Annotated in this window: 14 protein-coding genes; 7 read left to right on the top strand and 7 right to left on the bottom strand. The window is 51.5% G+C overall.

Translation table 11 applies throughout. The features are described 5' to 3' along the window. Complete coding sequence (locus tag NDI52_RS11310) at positions 1-1,071, top strand: type I phosphomannose isomerase catalytic subunit (RefSeq protein WP_190770326.1); 1,071 nt, start codon at positions 1-3, stop codon at positions 1,069-1,071. A gap of 141 nt (positions 1,072-1,212) precedes the next feature. On the opposite strand, the gene NDI52_RS11305 is transcribed toward NDI52_RS11310, so the two are convergent. Continuing rightward, a complete protein-coding gene (locus NDI52_RS11305; protein ID WP_242035762.1) occupies positions 1,213-2,856 on the bottom strand; it encodes an adenylate/guanylate cyclase domain-containing protein in 1,644 nt (547 codons plus the stop codon). Positions 2,857-3,009: 153 nt separating this feature from the next. Next, the gene (locus NDI52_RS11300; RefSeq protein ID WP_190770325.1) at positions 3,010-4,653 is read right to left on the bottom strand and encodes a sialate O-acetylesterase; all 1,644 of its coding nucleotides are present in this window, start codon (positions 4,651-4,653) and stop codon (positions 3,010-3,012) included. Between the two features lie 1,142 nt (positions 4,654-5,795). Between NDI52_RS11300 and NDI52_RS11295 the strand changes: the two genes are divergently transcribed. From NDI52_RS11295 to NDI52_RS11280, 4 genes are all read left to right on the top strand, one after another. Beyond that, positions 5,796-7,271, top strand: coding sequence for an aminotransferase class I/II-fold pyridoxal phosphate-dependent enzyme (locus NDI52_RS11295; protein ID WP_190770324.1), 1,476 nt, complete (start codon positions 5,796-5,798; stop codon positions 7,269-7,271). A 163-nt stretch (positions 7,272-7,434) separates the two neighbouring features. Continuing rightward, complete coding sequence (cbiT, locus tag NDI52_RS11290; protein WP_190770323.1) at positions 7,435-8,037, top strand: precorrin-6Y C5,15-methyltransferase subunit CbiT; 603 nt, start codon at positions 7,435-7,437, stop codon at positions 8,035-8,037. Next, positions 8,034-8,819, top strand: a complete 786-nt coding sequence (locus NDI52_RS11285) for a methyltransferase domain-containing protein (protein WP_190770322.1) — start codon at positions 8,034-8,036, stop codon at positions 8,817-8,819. The genes cbiT and NDI52_RS11285 overlap by 4 nt, the downstream gene beginning before the upstream one ends. Positions 8,820-9,150: 331 nt before the next feature. Next, positions 9,151-10,965, top strand: a complete 1,815-nt coding sequence (locus tag NDI52_RS11280; protein ID WP_190775897.1) for a hypothetical protein — start codon at positions 9,151-9,153, stop codon at positions 10,963-10,965. Positions 10,966-11,102: 137 nt separating this feature from the next. On the opposite strand, the gene gcvH is transcribed toward NDI52_RS11280, so the two are convergent. Continuing rightward, positions 11,103-11,492 (bottom strand): glycine cleavage system protein GcvH, encoded by a 390-nt coding sequence (gene gcvH / locus NDI52_RS11275; protein WP_190775896.1) that lies wholly within the window; start codon positions 11,490-11,492, stop codon positions 11,103-11,105. A 164-nt stretch (positions 11,493-11,656) separates the two neighbouring features. Continuing rightward, positions 11,657-12,760 (bottom strand): glycine cleavage system aminomethyltransferase GcvT, encoded by a 1,104-nt coding sequence (gene gcvT / locus NDI52_RS11270; protein ID WP_190775895.1) that lies wholly within the window; start codon positions 12,758-12,760, stop codon positions 11,657-11,659. A 113-nt stretch (positions 12,761-12,873) separates the two neighbouring features. Between gcvT and NDI52_RS11265 the strand changes: the two genes are divergently transcribed. Then, on the top strand, positions 12,874-13,497 hold the full coding sequence (locus NDI52_RS11265; protein WP_190775894.1) for a MarC family protein: 624 nt from the start codon (positions 12,874-12,876) through the stop codon (positions 13,495-13,497). A 125-nt stretch (positions 13,498-13,622) separates the two neighbouring features. Here NDI52_RS11265 and NDI52_RS11260 read toward each other — a convergent pair whose 3' ends face one another. The 3 genes from NDI52_RS11260 to NDI52_RS11250 all read right to left on the bottom strand — a co-directional run bounded on the left by NDI52_RS11260 (position 13,623) and on the right by NDI52_RS11250 (position 17,664). Continuing rightward, positions 13,623-15,293, bottom strand: coding sequence for a hypothetical protein (locus NDI52_RS11260; RefSeq protein WP_190775893.1), 1,671 nt, complete (start codon positions 15,291-15,293; stop codon positions 13,623-13,625). Between the two features lie 316 nt (positions 15,294-15,609). Further along, entirely contained in the window at positions 15,610-16,395 is a 786-nt protein-coding gene (locus NDI52_RS11255; RefSeq protein WP_190775892.1) for a HEAT repeat domain-containing protein, read from the bottom strand. A gap of 444 nt (positions 16,396-16,839) precedes the next feature. Beyond that, the gene (locus tag NDI52_RS11250) at positions 16,840-17,664 is read right to left on the bottom strand and encodes a HEAT repeat domain-containing protein (protein ID WP_190775891.1); all 825 of its coding nucleotides are present in this window, start codon (positions 17,662-17,664) and stop codon (positions 16,840-16,842) included. Between the two features lie 464 nt (positions 17,665-18,128). Here NDI52_RS11250 and NDI52_RS11245 point away from each other — a divergent pair, with 464 nt between their 5' ends. Next, positions 18,129-21,140, top strand: coding sequence for an EAL domain-containing protein (locus tag NDI52_RS11245; RefSeq protein ID WP_190775890.1), 3,012 nt, complete (start codon positions 18,129-18,131; stop codon positions 21,138-21,140).

The following is a 21,140-nucleotide window of genomic DNA, read 5'->3' as shown; positions in this document are numbered from 1 at the left end:
ATGAACTGGTATCCCATCAAACTCACCGCCCACGTTCGTCACTATGCCTTCGGTGAACGTCTCATCCCCGATCGCCTTCACAAGCAGAACATGCCCGAAGGCATCATCGCTGAAACCTGGGAAATTAGCGACTACCGCGATACCACCGGCACCGTCACCAACGGCTCCTTCGCCGGAAAAACCCTCCACGACCTCATTCAGAGTGACCCCGATGAACTGGTCGGACAGGGTTGGCGCGGGCCCCACTTCCCACTGCTAGAAAAGTTTCTAGACGCCTCCCACATGCTCCCCGTCCATCTCCATGCCGATGACGAAATTGCAGCCCGGGTATACAACGAACCCAACGGTAAAACAGAAGCCTGGCACATTCTCTGGGCCGCACCCGGTGCAACCATTTTGGCTGGATTAAAAGGCGACTTCAGCCGGGAAGAATTGTTCGAAGCATTCGTTAATAAAGACTACGATGCCGTCATTCACCGTTATCCCATCCAGGCTGGAGACACAATATATGTGCCAGGGGGAATTATCCACTCCTTTGGCCCAGATGCCCTGGTATTTGAGGTGCAGCAAACCTCTGACTTAGGGCAATTTGTCATGCCTCACGACCTGTATGGCCAACCGCTCTCAACCGAGCAATGGCACGCCAACATCAATGGGACGTTGGATGAGCTAAAGAATCATTATCATCCCCGCCCAAACCCAGGCCTGGTGTTGGAGAGCGAACCTAACCGTCGTGTTCTCTGCTGTGCTGGTCCCTACTTCGCCATGGAACGCTGGACGCTGACGGCACCTCACACCGAACCTTCCCACCCCCACCGTTGCTCCACGCTGACGAATGTAGGTGATCATGCTGTAGAGCTACAGTTCGCGGGCGGTACTGAATCTTTGCCTCCCGGAGAGTCCTGTATCTTGCCTGCGGCGATCGGGCAAGTACAAATTGTGCCTCAAGGGGAGGCGAGCCTGGTCGTTTGCTATGTGCCAGACATGGCTATGGATGTGGTTGGTCCCCTTCAGGCTGCTGGCTATGAGGATGAACAAATTCAGCAGTTAGGGGAGGTTGCGGTTCATTAGTTGGATGGCATTTTGGTTGGCTTTTATAAGCATCTGGCCGACCAAAACAGAAGGCTATGCTCTGCCGCGAAGTGACAGAAAAATAGCCTTCTGGTTTTGGTCCATGCTCAGAAGATTTGATACGCGCTCTTGAGGATCTGTTTAGGGACGCTGAACCCTTCGTGCACTGGTTGTAGGAATCTTCACGTCGCTGTTAGGGCCGACGATTAAGTAGGTTTCCATATCTCCTTTTCCTTTGATGGGCATAATGCCCTGAGACTCGGCCTGGTACTTGTGCTTGATCCGTTGATACGTACTGTCTGTAATGTGGATGCCACCCGGAACGCCATAGGCTTCCATCCGGCTAGCTGTATTGACCGTGTCACCCCAGAGATCGTAGATAAACTTTTTGATGCCGATCACTCCAGCAACGACGGGGCCAGAGTTGATGCCAATACGAATCTGAACAGATTGCTTGTTTTTCTGATTAAAGGTGGCGATCGCCTTCTGCATATCGATCGCCATCGCTACAATCGCCTCTGCATGATCGGCCCGGGGCGTGGGCAAGCCTCCCACCACCATATACGCATCGCCAATGGTTTTGATTTTCTCCAGGCCGTGTCGTTCTGCCAGTTCGTCAAAGGTAGAGAAGATCTCGTTGAGTAACCCCACCAGTTGTTGGGGCGGCATGGTGGTGGAGAGTTGTGTGAAGCCTACAATGTCAGCGAATAGAACAGAGACTTCTGCAAAGCCATCGGCGATCGCCTGCTGGCTCTCTTTCAGCCGATGGGCTACAGGCCGAGGCAAGATATTCAGCAACAGTTTTTCCGATTTCTTCTGCTCCTGTTCTAGCCGTTTAGCCATGGCTTGAGTTTTTTGCAAGGACTCTGCCAGTGCCCTCATGGTTTCACGAATTTTGTTGACAGCCGGGCGAAATACCACCAGGCCCTCCATGGCTAGCACCCCTAACGTCACCACCAAAAGCCCCAACTCCAACTGCTTGAGATACTGGGTACTGGCGGCCACCTGCTGGTTGTAGGTCAGAATCAACTGATCCAAATCCCGCATAAATCTGTGTTCCAATTCCATGGGATCACCCCCCTGCTGCCCTCCCGCTCCGGGTGGCTGCCTCTGCCCAGAACGTTGTTCAGGTGCTGGTGGCTGTTGCTGTCCCCTTGGAGGAGGAGGTTGCTGCCCAGCTTGAGCCTGTGGGTCTTGGCCAGGACGCTGTCCCAAGGGTGGTGGCTGTCTCTGTCCCGGCAGCGGAACCGCACCTCGGCTGTTTCCACCTGGCTCAGCTTCTTGCCCCCCAGCTCCTCTGTCCTGCCCTCCTTGCCCCTTCTGCCCTGTCATCGCTTGCTGCGCTGTCGTAATCAACTGTTGATGCGTGGGTGCAAGCTGATCGACCATTTGTTGAATTTGCTGCCGTCGGGACTGAGACAGCCGTCCGTCTCGTGCCAACGTACCCATGGTTTGTTCCCAGGAATTCGCGTTAGCGATTGCCTCCTCCATTTCCTCCTGATACTGGGTTTTTGTTGTACTATCGCTGCTCATCTGCATCAGCATTGCGGTTCGCGTCATCTGCGGAATCAGCATTTTTTGCTGTTGAGCTTCGCTAATGACTTGAATGTCGAGTTCCTGCTGTTTCAGTGCATTTTGAATGAGCAATTGACCCAGAATGGAAAGACCGGCGATCGCACTCAACGACGACACATAAAAAATAGTGAGGCGGCGGGTTGCCTGGGTGCGGTCAGTCATCGGTTGGGATGAGGAACAGGCTGAAGCGTTAGAAGACTTAGAAGCCATTGTGTTGCCAGGAACTCATGGTCTAGGTTTCCCTGGCCGGGAGAGTTGTGAACAGGACGCAGAGAGGCTGAAACTTTAGAGGTCCAGTGTTTTGGGAAACACTGGACCTTTGCATGCAACGCAGCCGGAACGCGTGACTTCGCTAATGGGCAATCAGGACTCTAGTTTTTTAAGAAGTGCAAGCAATGCGTTCGGCAGTATTTCTTCTTCCATCGGTTGCTGCAGCAGTTGCTCAATCAGAGGTTTGACGACCTGAGGGCGCTGGGCCAGAGTTGTATAGATCAGGTTCCAGCGATCGCGCAAGGTAGATTGCTGAGGTATGAGTTCGCGATCGATGGTTGTCGCTAATGTGCGCCAGTCCATTTGTTGAAGCTGCAACTTTCTGACTCGTAGTACCCAGTTATCACTCCGGAATGGAAAGGCTGGTAACCCCGCAGAGTTATAGAGATTGCCAATGGGGTTATTGGCCCAACCGTAGCGCACAGCAACTGGTTGTTCGACCGATGGACTGCTCAGCACAACGGTATTGTTTACGGTGCGTCCCTTTGCCCAGAAGAAGCGCTGATCTGTCCCTGCCAGGGCAAAGCCTCTGAGGGGCTGACCATCCTGAGTGACTAACCTCTCGGCAACGTGATCAAAGGTCGCGATCACCTCCTTGCCTCGAAATTCCACCGATTTAAACACTGGCCCGCTCCACTCCTGATCTGATTGGTTGTAGACCTGGGCGATCGCGGCCAGGTATAACCGATGCCCAGCCAACTGTTTATTGCTGGGATGTCCGGTGGTGTCTTCCCCGGGTAGCAGAATATCAATTGTGGAAACCATGGCTGTGTTGGGTAAACGCAAGGCTTCCTTCTGAGCGTCGCGCAGTGCAGGCCAGGGAGCATCCTCAACGGGGAAGGTTTGGGGCTGAAGGAAGTTGGCTAACTCGACAAAGAGAAATGGCGCATCTTCCTGGTGCCACAGGTGTCGCCACTCCTCGATTAATCCAGGAAATAAAACCCGGTATTGGAGGGCGCGATCGGCATTCGCTTCACCCTGCCACCACAGAAAACCACGGGTCGTAAAAGGAGCTGCGGGGTAAACCATGCCGTTGAATAAGCCACTGGACCGCACCTCTTTTTTAGAGCCGGCCGCTTCAACCATCGGCGGTACGTGGGCCGTCATAAATTCGCGGCTGAGAAATGCTTCGATGTCCTGTCCGGGTACGGCCAGATGAACGATCCCAATGGGCACTTTGAGAGCCTGATAAAGCTCCTGGGCAAAGAAGTAGGGTGTTGCAGGAAATGCCCCAACGCTTTCAGGGGTAGTTATTTTCCATTCTGTAGGTACCGTTTTTTGAGGGGTATCCGAACTCCAGCCCAGAGCACGATCGCCCGTGTTCGCGTCCCAGATGCGGATGGCCGAGTTGGTGGCAGCCGGGATGGTTCGCTCGGCATTCCAACTGGCCTGTACCGCCCACCACATATTGCTTTGCCCACCTGCAACCCACACTTCCCCAACCCACACATCTTCTAAGACAATGGTTTGGGTGCCACGAACGCTGAGGGAAAATGCACCTCCTGCAGGGCCACTGGGAATTTGCACCATCCACTGGCCATCCAATCCTGCCTGAGCAGATTGCTGGTGGTCACGAAACTCAACCTGCACAGTGGTACCTGGCCGATCCCATCCCCAAACCGCCACATTCGCTTGCTGCTGAAGCACCATGTGGTGGTTGATGATAGAGGGCAGGGTCAATGTATTGGGAAGTTGATTGGTGACTAAAGCATTGCAACTATTTAGCATCAGTACCATTGCGAAACCGATAACTAGAGTAACAATACTTTGAATGATTTTTGAGGAAGGTTTGATTTTAGGGAGGCGAATTACAGAGGCCATTCAGTAGGGGATAGTTGAAACAAGCTCGTTATCATTATTTTAGGCAGACTTTGTGAAGGAATTAATTCTTTTGATTTGAAGCGTTTGTAAAATCAATTTCACAAAATCTGCCTCGGTTTGTGTATGGAGATGATTATGGATTTGCGATCGCCCAGAGGAGGCTAAATTCCATAATCTATGGCTCAGTCTTGTCGCCATGAATCTGTGCTTGTCTACCCTTTCAGGTGATGGGCAACCTCTACAAGTAAACCTGATTGTGCTGGCGATCGTAATGAACGGTGCCTGCTTGGGATAGCGTATGGAGTGCTTCGGTAAATGGAGCCAGAACTTCTTGAATGGGTTGACGTAACTGCCTGGCAGATTCCTGGACGAGTTCCTAGAGGCTACAGGGATGATCAGAGAGAATTTAAGGAAGAACTTGAAGTAGAGAGAACAGAGCCAGTTCGAATTCATTCATGAGTACTTATACTTAACTCTACTTCTAGAGTACCGAAGCAAAATTGAGCTGACGAGCTTTGATTACAGACTGTATTAGAGCTTCAAATTACTTCGTGAAGAACGGCAGATCGTTTCAGAACCGCTACATTTGTAAGCTATTGATTCATTTTTCAAGCTTGGTCACGAACCCGGAAATGACACTGAGCCATCGGCTAGTAGGGATTAAGGAGATTTCCAGCAATGAAATTGCCCCCCAGGATGTTGGTGTTTTGCCCGCTTCGCGGGCAAAACACCAACATCCTGGGTAAATTCTTATGCAGAAATCTCCTAAAACTGCTTCCCAAAAGCCTGTGTTTGCTGAGTGTAATGTAAAGTAACCTCACTTCGGGATAAGCCGAAGTTCTCATTTTGGCGTGCGCTTTGCGCACGCCAAAATGAGCGTTTTCGAGTGCCGCGCAACGCGCGGCACTCGAAAACGCCCTTAACCCGAACTCAGGTTAAAGTAGGAGCGGTCAACTCATATCAGATCCGGTTAAAGAACGATGATATGCGGTGGCGCGTTGGGCCGTACCACTGCATATTCATCGTTCTTTAACTGGAGATCGTATAACCCCTCATCCATGCCACCTTCTATTCCTGACGTTCTGGCTCCTTTACTGCAAACACTTCGCTCGTTACGCGATCGCCCCCACGCTCCTTTCTACGTGCCGGGGCACAAGTGCGGTCACGGCGTCCATCCAGAACTGGCCGAACTCTTGGGAGAGCACGTCTTCCGGGTCGACCTGCCGGAACTGCCCGATCTCGATAATTTATTTGCTCCTGAAGGGGTTATTCGTGAAGCACAGGAGTTAGCGGCTCAAACCTTTGGAGCCGATCGCACCTGGTTTTTGGCAAACGGGTCTACATCGGGCATTGAGGCAATGGTGCTGGCCACCTGCCGCCCCGGAGACAAGCTTATTCTGCCGCGTAACTGCCATCAGTCTGCGATCGCCGCCCTGATCCTTTCGGGAGTAGTCCCCATCTTCGTCACCCCTGAATTAGATCCCCATTGGGGGATTGCCCATGGTGTTCCCCCTCAACGAATTGCAGAGGCGTTGCAGCAGCATCCGGATGCCAAGGCTGTGATGCTGGTGTCTCCGACCTACTACGGCGTATGCAGCGATGTGAAGGCGATCGCGCACCTGACCCATCAACACAACATTCCCCTTTTAGTAGATGAGGCGCATGGAGCCCACTTCGCCTTCCATCCCGACCTGCCAACTCCTGCCTTGACCGCCGGAGCAGATGTGGTTGTGCAGTCCACCCACAAGACCCTGGGAGCCCTAACCCAGTCAGCAATGCTCCACGCCCAGGGCGATCGTGTTTCCCCCAATCGTATTCAAAAAGCCCTAGCCCTTGTGCAATCTACCAGCCCCAGCTACTTGCTGCTAGCCTCGCTGGATGCTGCCCGCCTGCAAATGGCGGAATCTGGTTTTGTCTTAATGGAACGGACGTTGGCCTTGGCTCAGATGGCGCGCGATCGCCTTTCCTCTATTCCCGGTCTCAAAGTCTTAGATTTGCCAGATCTACAACTGCAAGACGTCGTAGATTCAGTCTTTTTTGACCGTACCCGCTTGACTGTGGACATTCGTGAGCTTGGGCTTACAGGCTTCGAAGCTGACGAAATTCTCCACGAGGAGTACAAGGTCACTTGCGAACTTCCGGGTCTGCACAGCCTCACCTTCGTCCTCACCCTGGGCACCACCGAAACCGACATTCAGCAACTCATTAACGCTTTTAAGACTTTGTTAAATCAACACCATCCCTCTCCCTCCCTGTCTCCCTTTTCCCCCACCCCTACCCCACCCCACTCTCCCCTTGCCCTCACCCCCCGTGATGCTTTCTTTGCGGATACCAACCTCATTCCAGTCGAGCAGGCTCCCGGCCATATCGCTGCCGACCTCATCTGCCCTTATCCTCCCGGTATTCCCGTGCTGGTACCTGGCGAAATCGTCACGGAAGAAGCGATCGCCTACCTCCAGGGCATCCAGTCTGCTGGCGGCATCCTGACTGGCAGCACCGATCCCACCCTGGAAAAATTCCGTGTGATTCAATAGTCATCCCTTGGCACTCGGAGAATTCTACAGTAGACTTCCTGCGTGAATCGTTGCGTGGCGGAGCTACGCAACGATTCACGCCCTGAAAAAACGATTCATGCAGGAGGTCTAGTGTAGGGTGTTATAAACAACGTGCCTGCCCCCACTCATTCACCCCTCCCCCATGTCCCCCTCCCTCTGGCCCTACAGCACCCCCGGCATACCTGACGAACTCTTCGAACAGCTCCCCGGTATTCCCCTCACCAAGCGCGAAATTCGTGTACTGCTGGTGTCACAACTGCGGCTTCAATCGAATGCAATTTTGTGGGACATCGGCGCAGGAACGGGGACAATTCCGGTGGAAGTGGGACTTCTCTGCCCGCGAGGGCAGATTTTTGCCATTGAGCGAGATGAAGAAGTGGCAAGCTTGATTCGGCGGAATTGCGATCGCTTCTCTGTCACCAATGTCACGGTTATTGAAGGGAGTGCTCCGGAGTGCTTGGTGGATTTGAAACAAGCTCCGGATTGCGTTTGCATTGAGGGAGGCCGTTCTATCAAAGATATTTTGCAGGCAACTTGGAAGCGGTTGAAAAGTGGAGGACGTGTCGTTGCAACCGCGACTAATTTTGAGTCACTTTATGCAATTTCTGAGTGCCTTTCAGAATTGCGAATGCGAAACATTGAAGTGGTTCAATCAGCTCTCAACCGTTTAGAAACTCGAGGTATTAATCAAATCTTTGCAGCCCTCGATCCGATGTTTATTGTTAGTGGCGAGAAGTTTGAGTGATCGCGAACCGCAATCAGAAAACCTACACAGCCTCGGATGTTGTGTCATACTATGCCCAATTACGTCAGCTCCAGCCCGCAGAAGCTACTATTTTGCGCCGCTTCAAGCCTGAATGGCCGCAAATCAAACTCTTAGATATTGGTGTAGGCGGTGGGCGAACAACCCAGCATTTTGCCCCACTGGTATCAGAATATGTGGGAATTGATTACTCTGCCGATATGATTGCTGCCTGTAAACGGCGCTTCCCGAGTACATCACAAATGCACTTTCAGGTTTGCGATGTCCGTGACCTGAGCCAGTTCGCCGACAACACATTTGATTTTATTTTATTTAGCTTTAATGGGATTGATTATATTTCTCACGAAGAGCGCTTAAAGGCATTACAAGAAATTTCCAGGGTGGGAAAGTCAGGAGGGTATTTCTTCTTCTCAACTCATAGCCTTCAGGGGATGATACGGGAATTTAAACTACAAAACAAATTCAGTTTTAATCCCCTTAAAACTTACGTGAATTTAGTTATGCTGGCGATTCTGCGCTTGGCGAACCGATCGCTCACGTTGGCTCAACTACAACAATTAGATCACGCCATTATCAAAGACGAATCCCATAACTTTCGTCTAAAAACCTATTACATCAACCCCGCTGATCAATTAAAACAACTTGCCGAAAACTTCTACGATATTCAAATCTATTCTTGGAGTACTGGATTAGAAATTAAAAACCAGCTTGAATTAGATGCGAATGTAGAGATGTGGTTATATTACCTGTGTACCATCAAGTAGCTGTTTCTGAAAGAACAAAGTAGCCTGGGTAATAATTCATCTTCATAGCTTCTTTATACAATACTCTGGACAGTTTTTCTGAAACCGTTGATTTTGCGTGCGCGAAGCGCACGCAAAATCAACGGTTTCAGAAAAACTGTCCGAACTAATGTTTATAGTTGTCTGCATACAAATGGCGATCGCACAACAAAGTGCCGACCTGAATAGTACGCAAAAAAACTCGAATTTCTAACGGTAATTCCGGAGGAGTGCTGAGGCTTTAAGACCTGAAAGTTAGAGATAATCCTAGCGGCAAAATGTCTCGCTGCACCTGTGCATTGCTTCTATACACATGAGTTCAACGCAGGATAATACCCTCAACACAGCTCGAAATCTCGGTACACTTTCGGGTCTCCGTAGCCTGCAAGATTCCCTCACAAGCCTGGATCGAGTTAATTATGTGAAGTTTCAATTAGGAACTCGTAGCCGTCTGACGTTTTCTCTAAATCAATTGCAGCAATCAACCAACTTGAAATTGCTGAATCGGTCAGGTACTCTAATTACCCAATTTAACCAACCTCCTGCTGGGCAGGGGCAGGCGATCACTCGCACCCTCAATACCGGTCTCTATTACATCCGGGTTGGCAGAATTAGCGGCAATACTTCATACACGCTAAAACTCAATGCCTTGGTCGTGCAACCGGAACCAGGAAATACTCCATCTTCAGCCCGCAATTTAGGAATTTTGCCCGGAAGCCTCACACTCCGAGAGTCTGTCGGGGGCACGGATGCGGCAGACTACTATCGCTTTCAAGGAAGTGCCTTGAGCAATGTTGGTGTTAACATCAGTAGTCCCAGCGGAAGTTTGAGCACTTACCTGTATCGGGATATTAACAATAATCGGGCGATTGACAACAATGAACTGGTTACGAGTCGTTATGGCAGTAGCATTAGTTTCAGCAATTTACTGCCCACTGGATTCTACTTCTTGAGGGTTGAGGGTTCATATTATAGTTCTGCAGGCTACACCCTCAATCTCAGTTCAATTAACTATCCAGGCTATACGCTAAGTCTTGATCCAGGAAATCAGGCCAACACAGCACGCCTGCTTGGGTCTCTGCCCGCTAACGCTGTTTTCAAAGACTATGTGGGTGCTTTAGATGATGTTGACTATTATCAATTTCAAGTTGATGAGGTCACGCAGTTTAATGCCATTACGGAAAGTTTGGATGGCAGTACATGGACGCGATTGTACAAGGACCTGAACAATAACCGTGTGATTGATAGTAACGAAAACGTTGCGAACGGCAGTGCTGGTACGAGTAGCAGCTTCAGTGCCTTGTTAACACCCGGTAGTTATTACATTAGTGTTCAACAATATTTGTCGAGCTCAACCCGTTATAGCCTCACTCTAAACTCAACAACCTATCCAGGGTATGTCTCGACGCCTGATCCGGGTAATCAGGCTTACCTGGCGCAAAACTTAAATGCACTGTCTACCACAACAACTTTGCAAAACTATGTTGGTGATCTCGATGATATAGATTACTATCGCTTCCAAGTCGATTCTGTAAGCAGTTTTAGTGCCGTTTTTAATGGTTTAGAAGGTAGGATTAACACTGCCCTTTATAAAGACATCAACAATAACAGTGTGATTGATAGTGGTGAGTCGGTTGTGAGTAAGAGTGGTGTGACGGAAAGCTTTAGCGAATGGCTAACACCTGGAGTTTATTACCTGAGTGTTAAACGCTATATCTATGATTCAACCCGCTATGATCTCACGTTAAACGCAACAGCCTACCCTGATTACACGACTTCTTCTGATCCGGGTAGTCAGGCAAATACTGGTCGTGATTTAGGGCTCCTCTCTCAATCCATAACGTTGAAAGATTACGTGGGTAAATTCGATGAGGTAGATTACTATCGCTTTCAGGTAGATAGTAATCGGAGCTTTACTGCAACACTGATCGGTTTGGATGATAGTGCTACAGTAACGCTGTATCGAGACACAAATAATAATGCAGTGATTGATTATGGTGAGCAACTGATAGCACGAACCGGAACAAGTGTGAGTCTGGTTCAAGCATTAACGCCAGGTGTTTACTACATCAGTGTCGGAGGATCTGCTTATGATTCCACACGCTATCAATTAGATTTGGTTGTGTAATATCTTTGGCACCTCTTTGTCCTTGTGTGGAGAACTGTTCAATACATGCCTTCGCAACCCTGGCAGATTGCCCAGGGTTATCCAATTAGCGGAGGTGTGCGGCATCTTGCATCGCACACCTCTGCCTAGGTAGCGTCCTACTCGCCTTCTACCAGGGCACGATACTCGGGGGCTGACATCGCATCTTCCATTTCATCCAGTGCATCCAGACGCACCTTGAGTAACCAGGCTTCGCCATACGGATCATCGGCCAGTTGTTCGGGGGCATCGACTACCGCATCATTGCGTTCAATGACGGTCCCTGTTACTGGGGATTTGAGGTCTTCGACCGCCTTTACAGACTCGACGGTACCAAAATTTTCACCTTTCTCAAGGGCTGCGCCTACATCCGGCAATTCCAGGAATACGATGTCGCCCAGTTGATCAATGGCAAAAGCTGTAATGCCAATCGTGGCGATTTCGCCTTCGACGCGAGCGTACTCATGGGTATCTGTATATTTCAGGTCTTCGGGGTAGTCAAAGGACATAATTCGATATTCCTTGTAACAAGCACTGCTGTAGACACGATGGGAGGGTATGCGGCGTTGCCGACCCAACGAAAATCGCTCAAACCGATTTTGCGCTATTTCTAGGAATTCTGACCTCTAGGTTTTTGAATTCCTTCAGCACTTTTCCGTCGGGTATTTCTATCTCACAATGCGCTTCGATAAAAAGGACGCTTAACCACCGTTGCCGGAAAGGTTTTGCCCCGAATACTAACTTCCACGACTTGTCCCACTTTACTAAGAGCCACGGGCACATAGGCCAACGCGACTGGGTAACCCAGAGTTGGCGATAGGGTGCCGCTGGTAATCTTACCCACGACTTCCCCGTTATACAGCACCGGATAGTCATGGCGCGCAATGTTTCGGCCCTCCAGTTGTAGCCCCACCAACCGTCGAGCGACACCTTCGCGCTTTTGCGCTTCCAGTACGGCTCGCCCTATAAATTCCGGTGTGCTGTCCAGATGCACCAGCCAGTTCAACCCGGCTTCCAGGGGAGTGGTGGTATCGTCGATATCCTGGCCGTAAAGGGCCATGGCGGCTTCTAAGCGGAGAGTGTCACGGCACCCCAAACCACAGGGGGTAACGCCTGCTGCGAGGAGCGATCGCCACAACTCCTGCGCTACTTCTGGTGCCACCATCACTTCAAAGCCATCCTCCCCGGTATATCCGGTGCGAGCTAAAAAGCTGCGTTGACCAAGTACCGTTCCTTCCAGATGTCCAAATCGGGGAATGACTGAGAGATCTTCCTGTACAAACTTTTGCAAGGTGGCAACAGCAGCAGGCCCCTGCACAGCCAGCAGGGCCTGAGAGAGGGATTGGTCCTCAAACTGAATGGCGTGGCCTACATTTCCCAAAACCCAATCGCGATCTTTCTGGGTCGTGGCAGCGTTGACGATCAGTTGTACCCGCTCATCCCCGTTGCGGTCGGTGCCCTGAAAGTACACGATCAGGTCGTCAATAATTCCACCCTGGGGGTTTAGAAATACGGTGTATTGCGCCTGCCCGGATTGTAAACGGCTGAGATCTGAAGGGACGAGGGTTTGCAACAGGGCCAGGACACCTTTTCCCCGTAAGGCAAACTTACCCATGTGTGAGATGTCGAACATGCCGGCCTGTTGCCGTACCGCCTGGTGCTCCTGGGTGATGCCGCTAAATTGAACTGGCATTTCCCACCCGGCAAAGGGAGTCATACGGGCTTTTAGTTCCAGTTCCAGAGGGTAGAGCGGTGTCTGTTGAAGGGATTCAGCCATTGCCGTAAGGAATAACTGTGCTTCCTAACGCTATCATTATCTGCCTATGATGGGTGGCAGAAGGCAAAGGAATAGACTGAAGTTGAACGTATCCAGCTGAATCAGGGGCGGCTATGGCAGGTCCAACGGAGTTTTTGAATTTACTGGTGGGGTTGGTGGTGATTATTAATCCCGTTGCCATTGCACCGATTTTTGTGAGTTTGACGGCAGGGGAAAGCCCCAGGCGGTGCCAGGAGGTGGCTATTCAGGGGGCGATCGCTTCTGGCATCATCATGCTGGTGTCATTTCTGTTAGGCAATACACTGCTGGCATTTCTGGGTATCGACATTCACGCCTTCCAGATCGCCGGTGGGCTGTTGCTCCTCAACATGGGGTTGAGCATGGCCCAGGGACGTAACCAGAAGCATCAACCTGTGGATGATCGGGGAGAGTCGATCGCCGTCGTTCCCCTGGCTTTGCCCGTTACTACGGGACCGGGGGTTATTAGTACACTCATTGTCTACGCCAGCCTTTACCGGAATCCGGTGCAGTGGCTGTTGATGGCAGTGATTATTGCGATCGCCACGTTCATTATTTACTTGTCCTACCACTTCTCCCCAACCCTGGCGACGCAGTTAGGCAATGACGGCTTAAGCATTGTGACTCGTATCAGCGGCCTGATTCTAGCGGCTTTTGGCGTCAAATTTATTCTGGTCGGGATTGGGAGTCTGCTTCCGGGCTTATTGTCTCTTGCATAACGGCGGGGAAAGATGCTGCCTCAGGTTGGGATAAGCCGAAGCGCGCCGAAAAGGGCTTTTTCAAGGGAAATGCGAAGCAATCCCTTCGAAAAAGGCCTGAACCCGAAGTTGAGTTAAAGATTCCCTTAAGATACTTCGAGTCGGTTGCCGCCCAGGGCGGTCGCCTCCAACGGTGGATACAGGGCCAGCCGTTGATCCAGCCAGTTACCGACCCAACCCTTCGGTTTGCGGATTTCCTGAGTGGGGTCGAGCCAACGGGGGTAGGGGCTACGGTAGAAGTGGCTGGGGTTGAGCACTGTCTTAGTCACGGCCCCCGTGCCACTGGGGCGGGGTTGCCAGCCCAATGCTGCAAAGATGGAGAGGGTTTGATGCCACTGATCAAAGAGTCCCTGAGCTTCACTTAAGCTGAGGTCATCGATGGGTTCAGTGCTTGATAGACCGATCGACAGCAGTCGCCGCACCTCGTACTCATGGGGATTGGACGAGCTGGCTTGCAGCCGGGTATCGAGCATCAAATAAATCAGGAGTCGTAGTGCCAGATCATTGGTAAAGGCCTGCCGTTGTAACAGAAGGACAGCCATTCGTCCAAAGTGTTGCAGTGCTGTTCCCAATCGGCCCTCTGACCGCTGGGCAATGCCCTCAACCCAGAGGCCAGGGCGTACTAATACATGAATCGCTTCCGGTTGTTCAATGCGGCCACTGCTCCAATCCAGGTTGCCCTGGGGTTCAATCAGAATGTCCCAAAGTTTGGCAACGGGGGTTTGAATCAGCGGGGTCGCCGTTTCTCCCCAAATCATTTTCACCAGCAGACATGACAGTGCATAGGCTAAGCCTGCGATCTGGTTTTGCCGGGTAGCGCGGCCCATTCGGGGAGGACGGGTGCCATCCAAAAGCGGCAGGATGTCATCCATATCGAGCTGAAAACTACCGTGCCAGGTCTGTTCATGCTGCATCGCAAAGGCGCAGAACAGCAAATGCAGGCGTGTAGCACTGAGGCCAAACTTTTGCAGGAGCTGCTCGGTCATTTCCCAGGGCAAGTAGATCAGATCGGATGGATTGGTGACATAGTGCTCCAGATAAGCATTGCGGTTATGTCGCGACTGGTATCGCAGGAAGGCAACGTTACGCAGATCGGCATCCCACAGATCAGTCTGTAGCCGATCGGAAAAATAAAGAACGCCCTCTGCATCTTCCTGACTGACTACAGGAAACTCACTGGGGATTTCTGCGATCGGCCCGGTTCCCACTTCCTCGACTTCGGGGGTGGAGACAATGCGGGGAGCCTCCGTGCCCAGCCGTAGCATCCGTTTTATAGTTGAGAAGGGCTGTTGCTCTAAATTGAGGGATTGGACAATCTGCTCTGCAATCCGCTGACCGTGAAAGGATTCTAACTGGGCCAAACGGGCGTTGAGACGATCGCGATCGCCATTCCCCAAATACTGCAACAGCATCCGATTAAACGCTTCCCAGTCAAGGGATTGCAGCACCGCATCCCCCAGGTCTCGCTCCATATCTTGTAAGGCGCGCATGACAAGATTCGAGCGCAACTCTTGCACCAATTGTGGCCAGCGATGCTGTTGCTCCAGCCAGTCGTCGGCTAAGTCCTTGATGTTCGTGAAGATGGTGTCGCTGGTGATTTCCTGATCGAGTTCTTCGCCATAGCGTTCCAGCAGCTTCTGGTAAAGCTGAATGGTGATGGCATCCAGAAACGTCGATTCGTTTTTAAGGTAGTCAACTGTGAGGGCCAGGTTGCCCACTTCCAAGGAGTCACCGTCTCCTGCCAGAAGCGCAGCCATAGGATGCTCAAAAGATCCTGACCGCCCTTCTGAGGAAGGTGGTACCCCGTCAGAATGTGGGTTATTGTGCCCAGACGGATCACTAGGATTTGGCTGTGAACGGTGATATGTCAAACTGCAAATGTCAGAAAGGCTTGAAATTTCAACAGTCTACCGTAATATTTCCTGGAATCTTCGCCAACTCACTGTCTGTCAAGAATTTTTGCGGAGCTCTTCGGCTCCTCAAGAATGTTTATGCTAGCTGAGGTTGATTTTTCGTGGATTTACCCACGAAAAATCAACGTTTCGGCTACATGGCGGGATACCAGAGAAGAGTTTATTCAGCGTTGTAGCGAGCGCTCAGGGAGGCAGCCACTTCCCGGAATTTGCGTGGGTCGCCTTCGGCCATAGGACGCTCTTCTGATTTGCGGTGGTAGAGCCGCTCCAGGGTCGCGTACCAGTCGCCTTCGGGAGTGCCATCGCTGGGAGTGTGGCTGTGAAGGCTCTGCTGAGCCAAACGGATGCGCGCCTGCACGGCCAGCGTCTCTTCTACCTGAAGCTGCTGCTGCCAACCGGCTTGAATGTGTGCGATCGCTTTAGGGTCAGAGAGGGCGGTTGCCAGGGCATGTAATGCCGCGATCGCCGCATACCGCACAATCCACTCTCCATCCTGGCTGGCAACCAGAAGGGTCTCCATGGCGGCAGCTTGCGCAGCGGGGCGATCGCTTTCAGGCATTTCTTGCCAGCGAATGTTGCCCAAACCTCGGGCAGCGGCCCGACGCACGCTCATGGCAAAGTCGGTTTTGAGGGTTGTCAGTAAGGTTTCTAGACCGCTGGGATGGCCGATCCCAGCCAGAGCACGAACGCCCCAGGCCCGAGCCGTGTAGTTGTGCCCATCCAGGTGCTTCAGGAGGGGCTCTACCGCCATATCTCCTAATTGCACAAGCCCGTCTACAGCGGCTACAGCGGCACCCGGGTTGTTGTAGCCCAGCACTTCCAATAAGGTTGGAATGGCTTCGGGGTGATGGGCCTCAGCGAGAGCATTAACCGCCTTGATCAGCTTAAGAGGAGAGTCAGCATCTTGAACCGCACGAATTAAAACCTGAGGTTGGGTATTCGTCATGATGCGTAATTTAATTTGTTAATGGAATAAAAACAGGGTCATCGAGCCAGAGGAGCACTGAGATCCACCGAGATGGAAAAGCACTCGAACTTGAAACTGCGTCGCCTTTAAATTGAATCGAACGGGGTGTTTATAGAATCTCTATATTTGATTGTGGGGCGGATAGGGATCAATTTCAAATATGTGACAAAATGCAACGATTAGACGCTTTTCGATGCGATCGCTATCTCAATGATTTCGTTACAAAACCCCTGGAACGTTTCTTCTTGAGTCCGCGAAAAACGATGCCTGATTTTTCCGGGCTCTCCGGTTGGTGAGTGCGAAACGTCCCTTAACTCGGACTAAAGTTTTTTGTATCCCTTTCCGCTCTGTTGTGAGAGAAGGATATAAACTTTGCCTCATATCCTTCTCCTATAACCGGCTTGGAAGATGCTGTAGAGGTGACTACAGCAAAGCATCCATCAATTGCATCACGCGTACGGCTTCTGGCGGAAGTGTATCGCCCTCACTTTGCTGCATGGCGTGTTCCAGTAAACCTTTCAGGGCAATCAGCTTGAGGCTATTTTCGGCCAAGGTTTCAGCGATCGCATCCGCTGCTCCTAAGTAACCGATAGCCCCCAAATCTGCCAGGGCCGCCCGTCGCAGTTGCAAGTCGCGTCCTGACAGGGCCTGCACCAGCACATCGCCATATTGGCTCGCCTCATTCGGATCAGGGGTGAGCTGGTACAGCGCGCGGGCTGCTGCATAGCGTACCCGCTCAATGGGGTGCTCTAAAAATGACTTGATCAGGGGGATTGCATCAGCCGCCTGTAGAGTACCCAGTGCTTCCAGAAGGGAGTCGTAGGGTTGGATGAAGTCTGGCTGTTCTGGAGACGGTAGGGTTCCGGGTACTTCGTCCTGTAGCAGCGCTACCAGGGCGGGTACACAGACCGGGTCGCCTAACATTTCCAGGGATTGGGCCGCGGCTTCGCGTACATAGAAGTCGGTGCACTTTAAAGACTCGGTAAGGGGGGAGACAGCGCGGCGATCGCCCAGTTTCCCTAACGCTCGGGCTGCATTCCGGCGCAGTGGATAGCCACCTGCTTCCGTTCGATCAGCTTCATCCGATAACGCCTCAATGAGTACCGTTACCGCTTCGGGTTCATTCACTCGAAAACGACCCAACCACCAGGCGGCATAGACCCGAAGCCCCAAGTCGTCTCCGCGCAGGTTGGCGATCGCCCGCTCCACTGTCAAGGTACCATCTGTTTGACTTTCGCCCTGTGCCATAACCTTCAGACCTGTTACTCCTGAGTATTGATTGTGAGTTGAAAAAGGTTGAAAGGATGACGATCCGTTCTAGGGGATAGCCCTCTCGCCCGGTTAGAGGTTCTACCCTCATGCATTCAGACGAAGTAAGTTGGTCGTCTTCCTAATAAAATTTTTTCAATAGGCAAAAGGCAAGATTGCTTGCCCTGCCGTTATTTAAGGATACAAAAAGAGAAACCCGGCATCCCCCTCTGCTTATAGTTAGTTAATGAAGCAGGCTTAATCGGGTTCAGCCTTTAAGGGGTAGCAGGGCAAGATCCTGCGATGATGCGGGCACAATGGTGTGATAGCAGGAATACTTCTGACTCCAGGCTCTTCTGACTTTCCCGCCACATTCCATTGTTTCGCCTTGTCCAGAACTTCACCTTGTGTTCTACCCTCCTGTCTTTGGAGCTGTTGCCTTTTCGGATCTTCCTCGACGCAGTATGCAGTCTAACAGTGCTGATGCAAGCCTGAAATCTTCTCGGCAAAAAGCTCCCCTGCGATGGGTGCTGATTGTGCCGTTCGTGACGCAAATGGCGATCGCTGTCGGCATTACAGGCTGGCTCTCCTTCCAAAACAGTGCAAAAACTGTGCAGGAGCTTTCCTCTCATGTGCGCTCCGAGAGCCTGGCTCGAGTTCAAGAGTATTTAGATTACCAGCTAGAAACGGCCCAACTCATCAATCAGAGCAATTTAGAGCTCATTGCCAATCACTGGTCTAATCAGGATCTGAAGTTTTTAGGTACGTACTTCTGGCATCAGCTCAAGAGCTACCCCTCGATTGGGGTCATTTACTATGGCAATCCAGCCGGACAGTTTGTCGCCGCTCAGCGGCTTGAGCCCGATACAATCGTGCTGGCTATACGGGAGAAAGTTCCGGGCCCCAATCGCATTTTTGAGTCGGGGCCCGATGGAGAATGGGGCGCGTTTCAACGGATTCTTCCCAATTTCATTGATATTCGACAGCGGCCCTGGTACACCGAGGCATTACGGCAGCGTACATTTACCTGGGGCGATATCTTTCCCCTGCAAATAACCCCCCGCATCGATCTGCCTGCCAGTGTTCCGATCATTGATCACACGGGGGAAGTGCAAGGGGTGGTCGGGAATAATTTGGGGCTGGGGGCGATCAGTAAGTTTCTGCAACAAATTGAAATTGGGCATACGGGACAAATTTTTATCCTGGAGCGGAATGGCAACTTGGTAGCTAGTTCTGCGTTACCTCAGCCCTTTGTGGTCGCACCCGATGGTAAGACAGAACGCATCCAGGCCATAAAAAGCGACAATGAGCTGTTACGGGACACATCCCTGGCCCTGCTGCAACAATTTCAATCTTTTGATGCCGTTCAAACGACCCAAAACCTGAGACTGTCCATCCATGGCAAGCCCCACATGGTGGATGTGCTGCCCTACCAGGACAAATGGGGGTTGGATTGGTTGGTGGTCGTGGTCGTGCCAGAGTCTGACTTTATGTCGCAGATTCAGGCCAATAACCGCAACACGATTTTGCTATGTTTGGCAGCTCTGGGGTTAGCAACCTATTCGGGAGTGATGACAACACAACGGTTGACTCGCCCGCTGCTACAACTCAATCAGGCAGCCCATGCCATTGCCCAGGGAGACTTGCAAGCGACAGTGCCGGCAGGCCCCATCCGCGAGGTGGATGAACTGGCAGCGTCTTTTAACCAGATGGCTTTTCAGCTTCAGTCATCGTTCAAACAGCTCCGGTCTTTGAACCAGGCTCTCACGGATAGCGAAAACCGCCTGACGCAATTTCTGGAAGCGTTGCCCGTTGGTGTCGCTGTACATGACCCAACGGGTAAGCTGGCTTACCTTAACCAGATTGGCAAAGATTTGTTGGGACTCCAGGATACAGCGGCGACGGGGATGGAGGGGTTGAACTACCGCATGCGCGTGTTTCGAGAGAACACCCAGGAGCTTTACCCAAATGATGAGCTGCCTAATGTGCGGGCGATCGCCGGAGAATTTGCCTGGGCTGAAGATCTAGAAATTCACCGTCCAGATCGCAGCGTTATCCCTTTAGCACTATGGGCAACTCCGATTCTTGATGACAAAGGAGCAGTGCAGTATGCGATCGCTGCTTTTCAGGATATTAGCGATCGCAAACAAGCCGAGCACCAACTCATCTACAACGCCCTGCACGATGCCCTGACCGATTTGCCCAATCGGGCTCTGCTAATGCAACGGTTAGAGCTAGCTATTCAGCGCCAACGGATGAACGCAGACTATTGCTTTGCCGTGCTGTTTTTGGATCTCGATCGCTTCAAAGTTATCAACGACAGTCTGGGACATCTGGTCGGGGATGAACTGCTGATTTCGGTTGCTCAGACCTTGCAGCAAATTCTGCGCCCGGTGGATCTGGCAGCCCGCTTAGGCGGGGATGAGTTCGTAATTTTGCTGGATGATGTGGCTCAGAACTCGACGATTGTGGATGTAGCAGAGCGGATTTTGGCCGCATTGCGATCGCCCCTGGCGATGGAAAGTCGAGAGGTGGTGTTGAGTGCCAGCATTGGCATTGTGATTGGCTCGTCGCAATACATTGAGGCATCTGATTTATTGCGTGATGCAGATATTGCAATGTATCGCGCAAAAGCTCAGGGCAAGTCCCGCTATGTCATATTTGATGCGGCTATGCATGCCCAGATGCTAAAACAAATGCAACTGGAAAATGACTTGCGTAAAGCTCTAGAGCGGCAAGAATTTGTATTGCACTATCAACCCATTGTCAAAGTCGCCACCGGCCATCTTGTAGGCTTTGAAGCCCTCGTGCATTGGAATCATCCCGTTCAAGGATTTACCGGGCCAGCCGCATTTATTCCATTGCTAGAAGAAACCGGCTTGATTGTGCCCCTCGACATTTGGGTGATGGGCGAAGCCTGTCGGCAACTCGCCGTCTGGCAACAGAAATTTCCCCAGTGGTCAGCCCTCCGTATGAGCGTAAACCTTTCCGCTCAGGATCTCTACAATCCTCTGTTGCTCGATCATATCGATGCAATTCTGGCAGAGACGCAAATTCCCAGCCGCTGTCTGACGCTGGAAATTACCGAAAGCATGCTGATTGCAGACATTACAACCACGATTGAAGTGCTGACACAAATTCAGGTCCGAGGTGTACATATCAGCATTGATGATTTTGGAACAGGGTATTCTTCGCTCAACTATCTGCATCGGCTGCCCGTTGATGCTCTCAAAATTGACCGTTCTTTTGTATTGCAGATGCAAGAAGACAGCAAAAACTGTCAGATTGCTGCCACCATCATTGCCCTCAGCCATCAGTTGGGATTGGAGGCGATCGCCGAAGGGATTGAGACCCTCCAACAACTGGCCCAAATTCAGGCTATGGGTTGTGAAATGGGGCAGGGCTACCTGTTTTCCCGAGGGCTTCCCGCCGGTAAAGCCTATGAGTTGCTTCAGGAGGGCCGCTCTTTGTTTTAA

The organism is Leptolyngbya sp. PL-A3 (assembly GCF_039962325.1).
Taxonomy (GTDB): domain Bacteria; phylum Cyanobacteriota; class Cyanobacteriia; order Elainellales; family Elainellaceae; genus Vacuolonema.
The sequence above is the reverse complement of the archived record's forward strand: the minus strand, read 5'-3'. Positions and strand labels throughout refer to the sequence as shown.

Coding starts and splice junctions, on each gene's coding strand:
- NDI52_RS11310 (WP_190770326.1), top strand. CDS start 1: ATGAACTGGTATCCCATCAAACTCACCGCCCACGTTCGTCACTATGCC.
- NDI52_RS11305 (WP_242035762.1), bottom strand. CDS start 2,856: ATGGCTTCTAAGTCTTCTAACGCTTCAGCCTGTTCCTCATCCCAACCG.
- NDI52_RS11300 (WP_190770325.1), bottom strand. CDS start 4,653: ATGGTACTGATGCTAAATAGTTGCAATGCTTTAGTCACCAATCAACTT.
- NDI52_RS11295 (WP_190770324.1), top strand. CDS start 5,796: ATGCCACCTTCTATTCCTGACGTTCTGGCTCCTTTACTGCAAACACTT.
- cbiT (WP_190770323.1), top strand. CDS start 7,435: ATGTCCCCCTCCCTCTGGCCCTACAGCACCCCCGGCATACCTGACGAA.
- NDI52_RS11280 (WP_190775897.1), top strand. CDS start 9,151: ATGAGTTCAACGCAGGATAATACCCTCAACACAGCTCGAAATCTCGGT.
- gcvH (WP_190775896.1), bottom strand. CDS start 11,492: ATGTCCTTTGACTACCCCGAAGACCTGAAATATACAGATACCCATGAG.
- gcvT (WP_190775895.1), bottom strand. CDS start 12,760: ATGGCTGAATCCCTTCAACAGACACCGCTCTACCCTCTGGAACTGGAA.
- NDI52_RS11265 (WP_190775894.1), top strand. CDS start 12,874: ATGGCAGGTCCAACGGAGTTTTTGAATTTACTGGTGGGGTTGGTGGTG.
- NDI52_RS11260 (WP_190775893.1), bottom strand. CDS start 15,293: ATGGCTGCGCTTCTGGCAGGAGACGGTGACTCCTTGGAAGTGGGCAAC.
- NDI52_RS11255 (WP_190775892.1), bottom strand. CDS start 16,395: ATGACGAATACCCAACCTCAGGTTTTAATTCGTGCGGTTCAAGATGCT.
- NDI52_RS11250 (WP_190775891.1), bottom strand. CDS start 17,664: ATGGCACAGGGCGAAAGTCAAACAGATGGTACCTTGACAGTGGAGCGG.
- NDI52_RS11245 (WP_190775890.1), top strand. CDS start 18,129: ATGCAGTCTAACAGTGCTGATGCAAGCCTGAAATCTTCTCGGCAAAAA.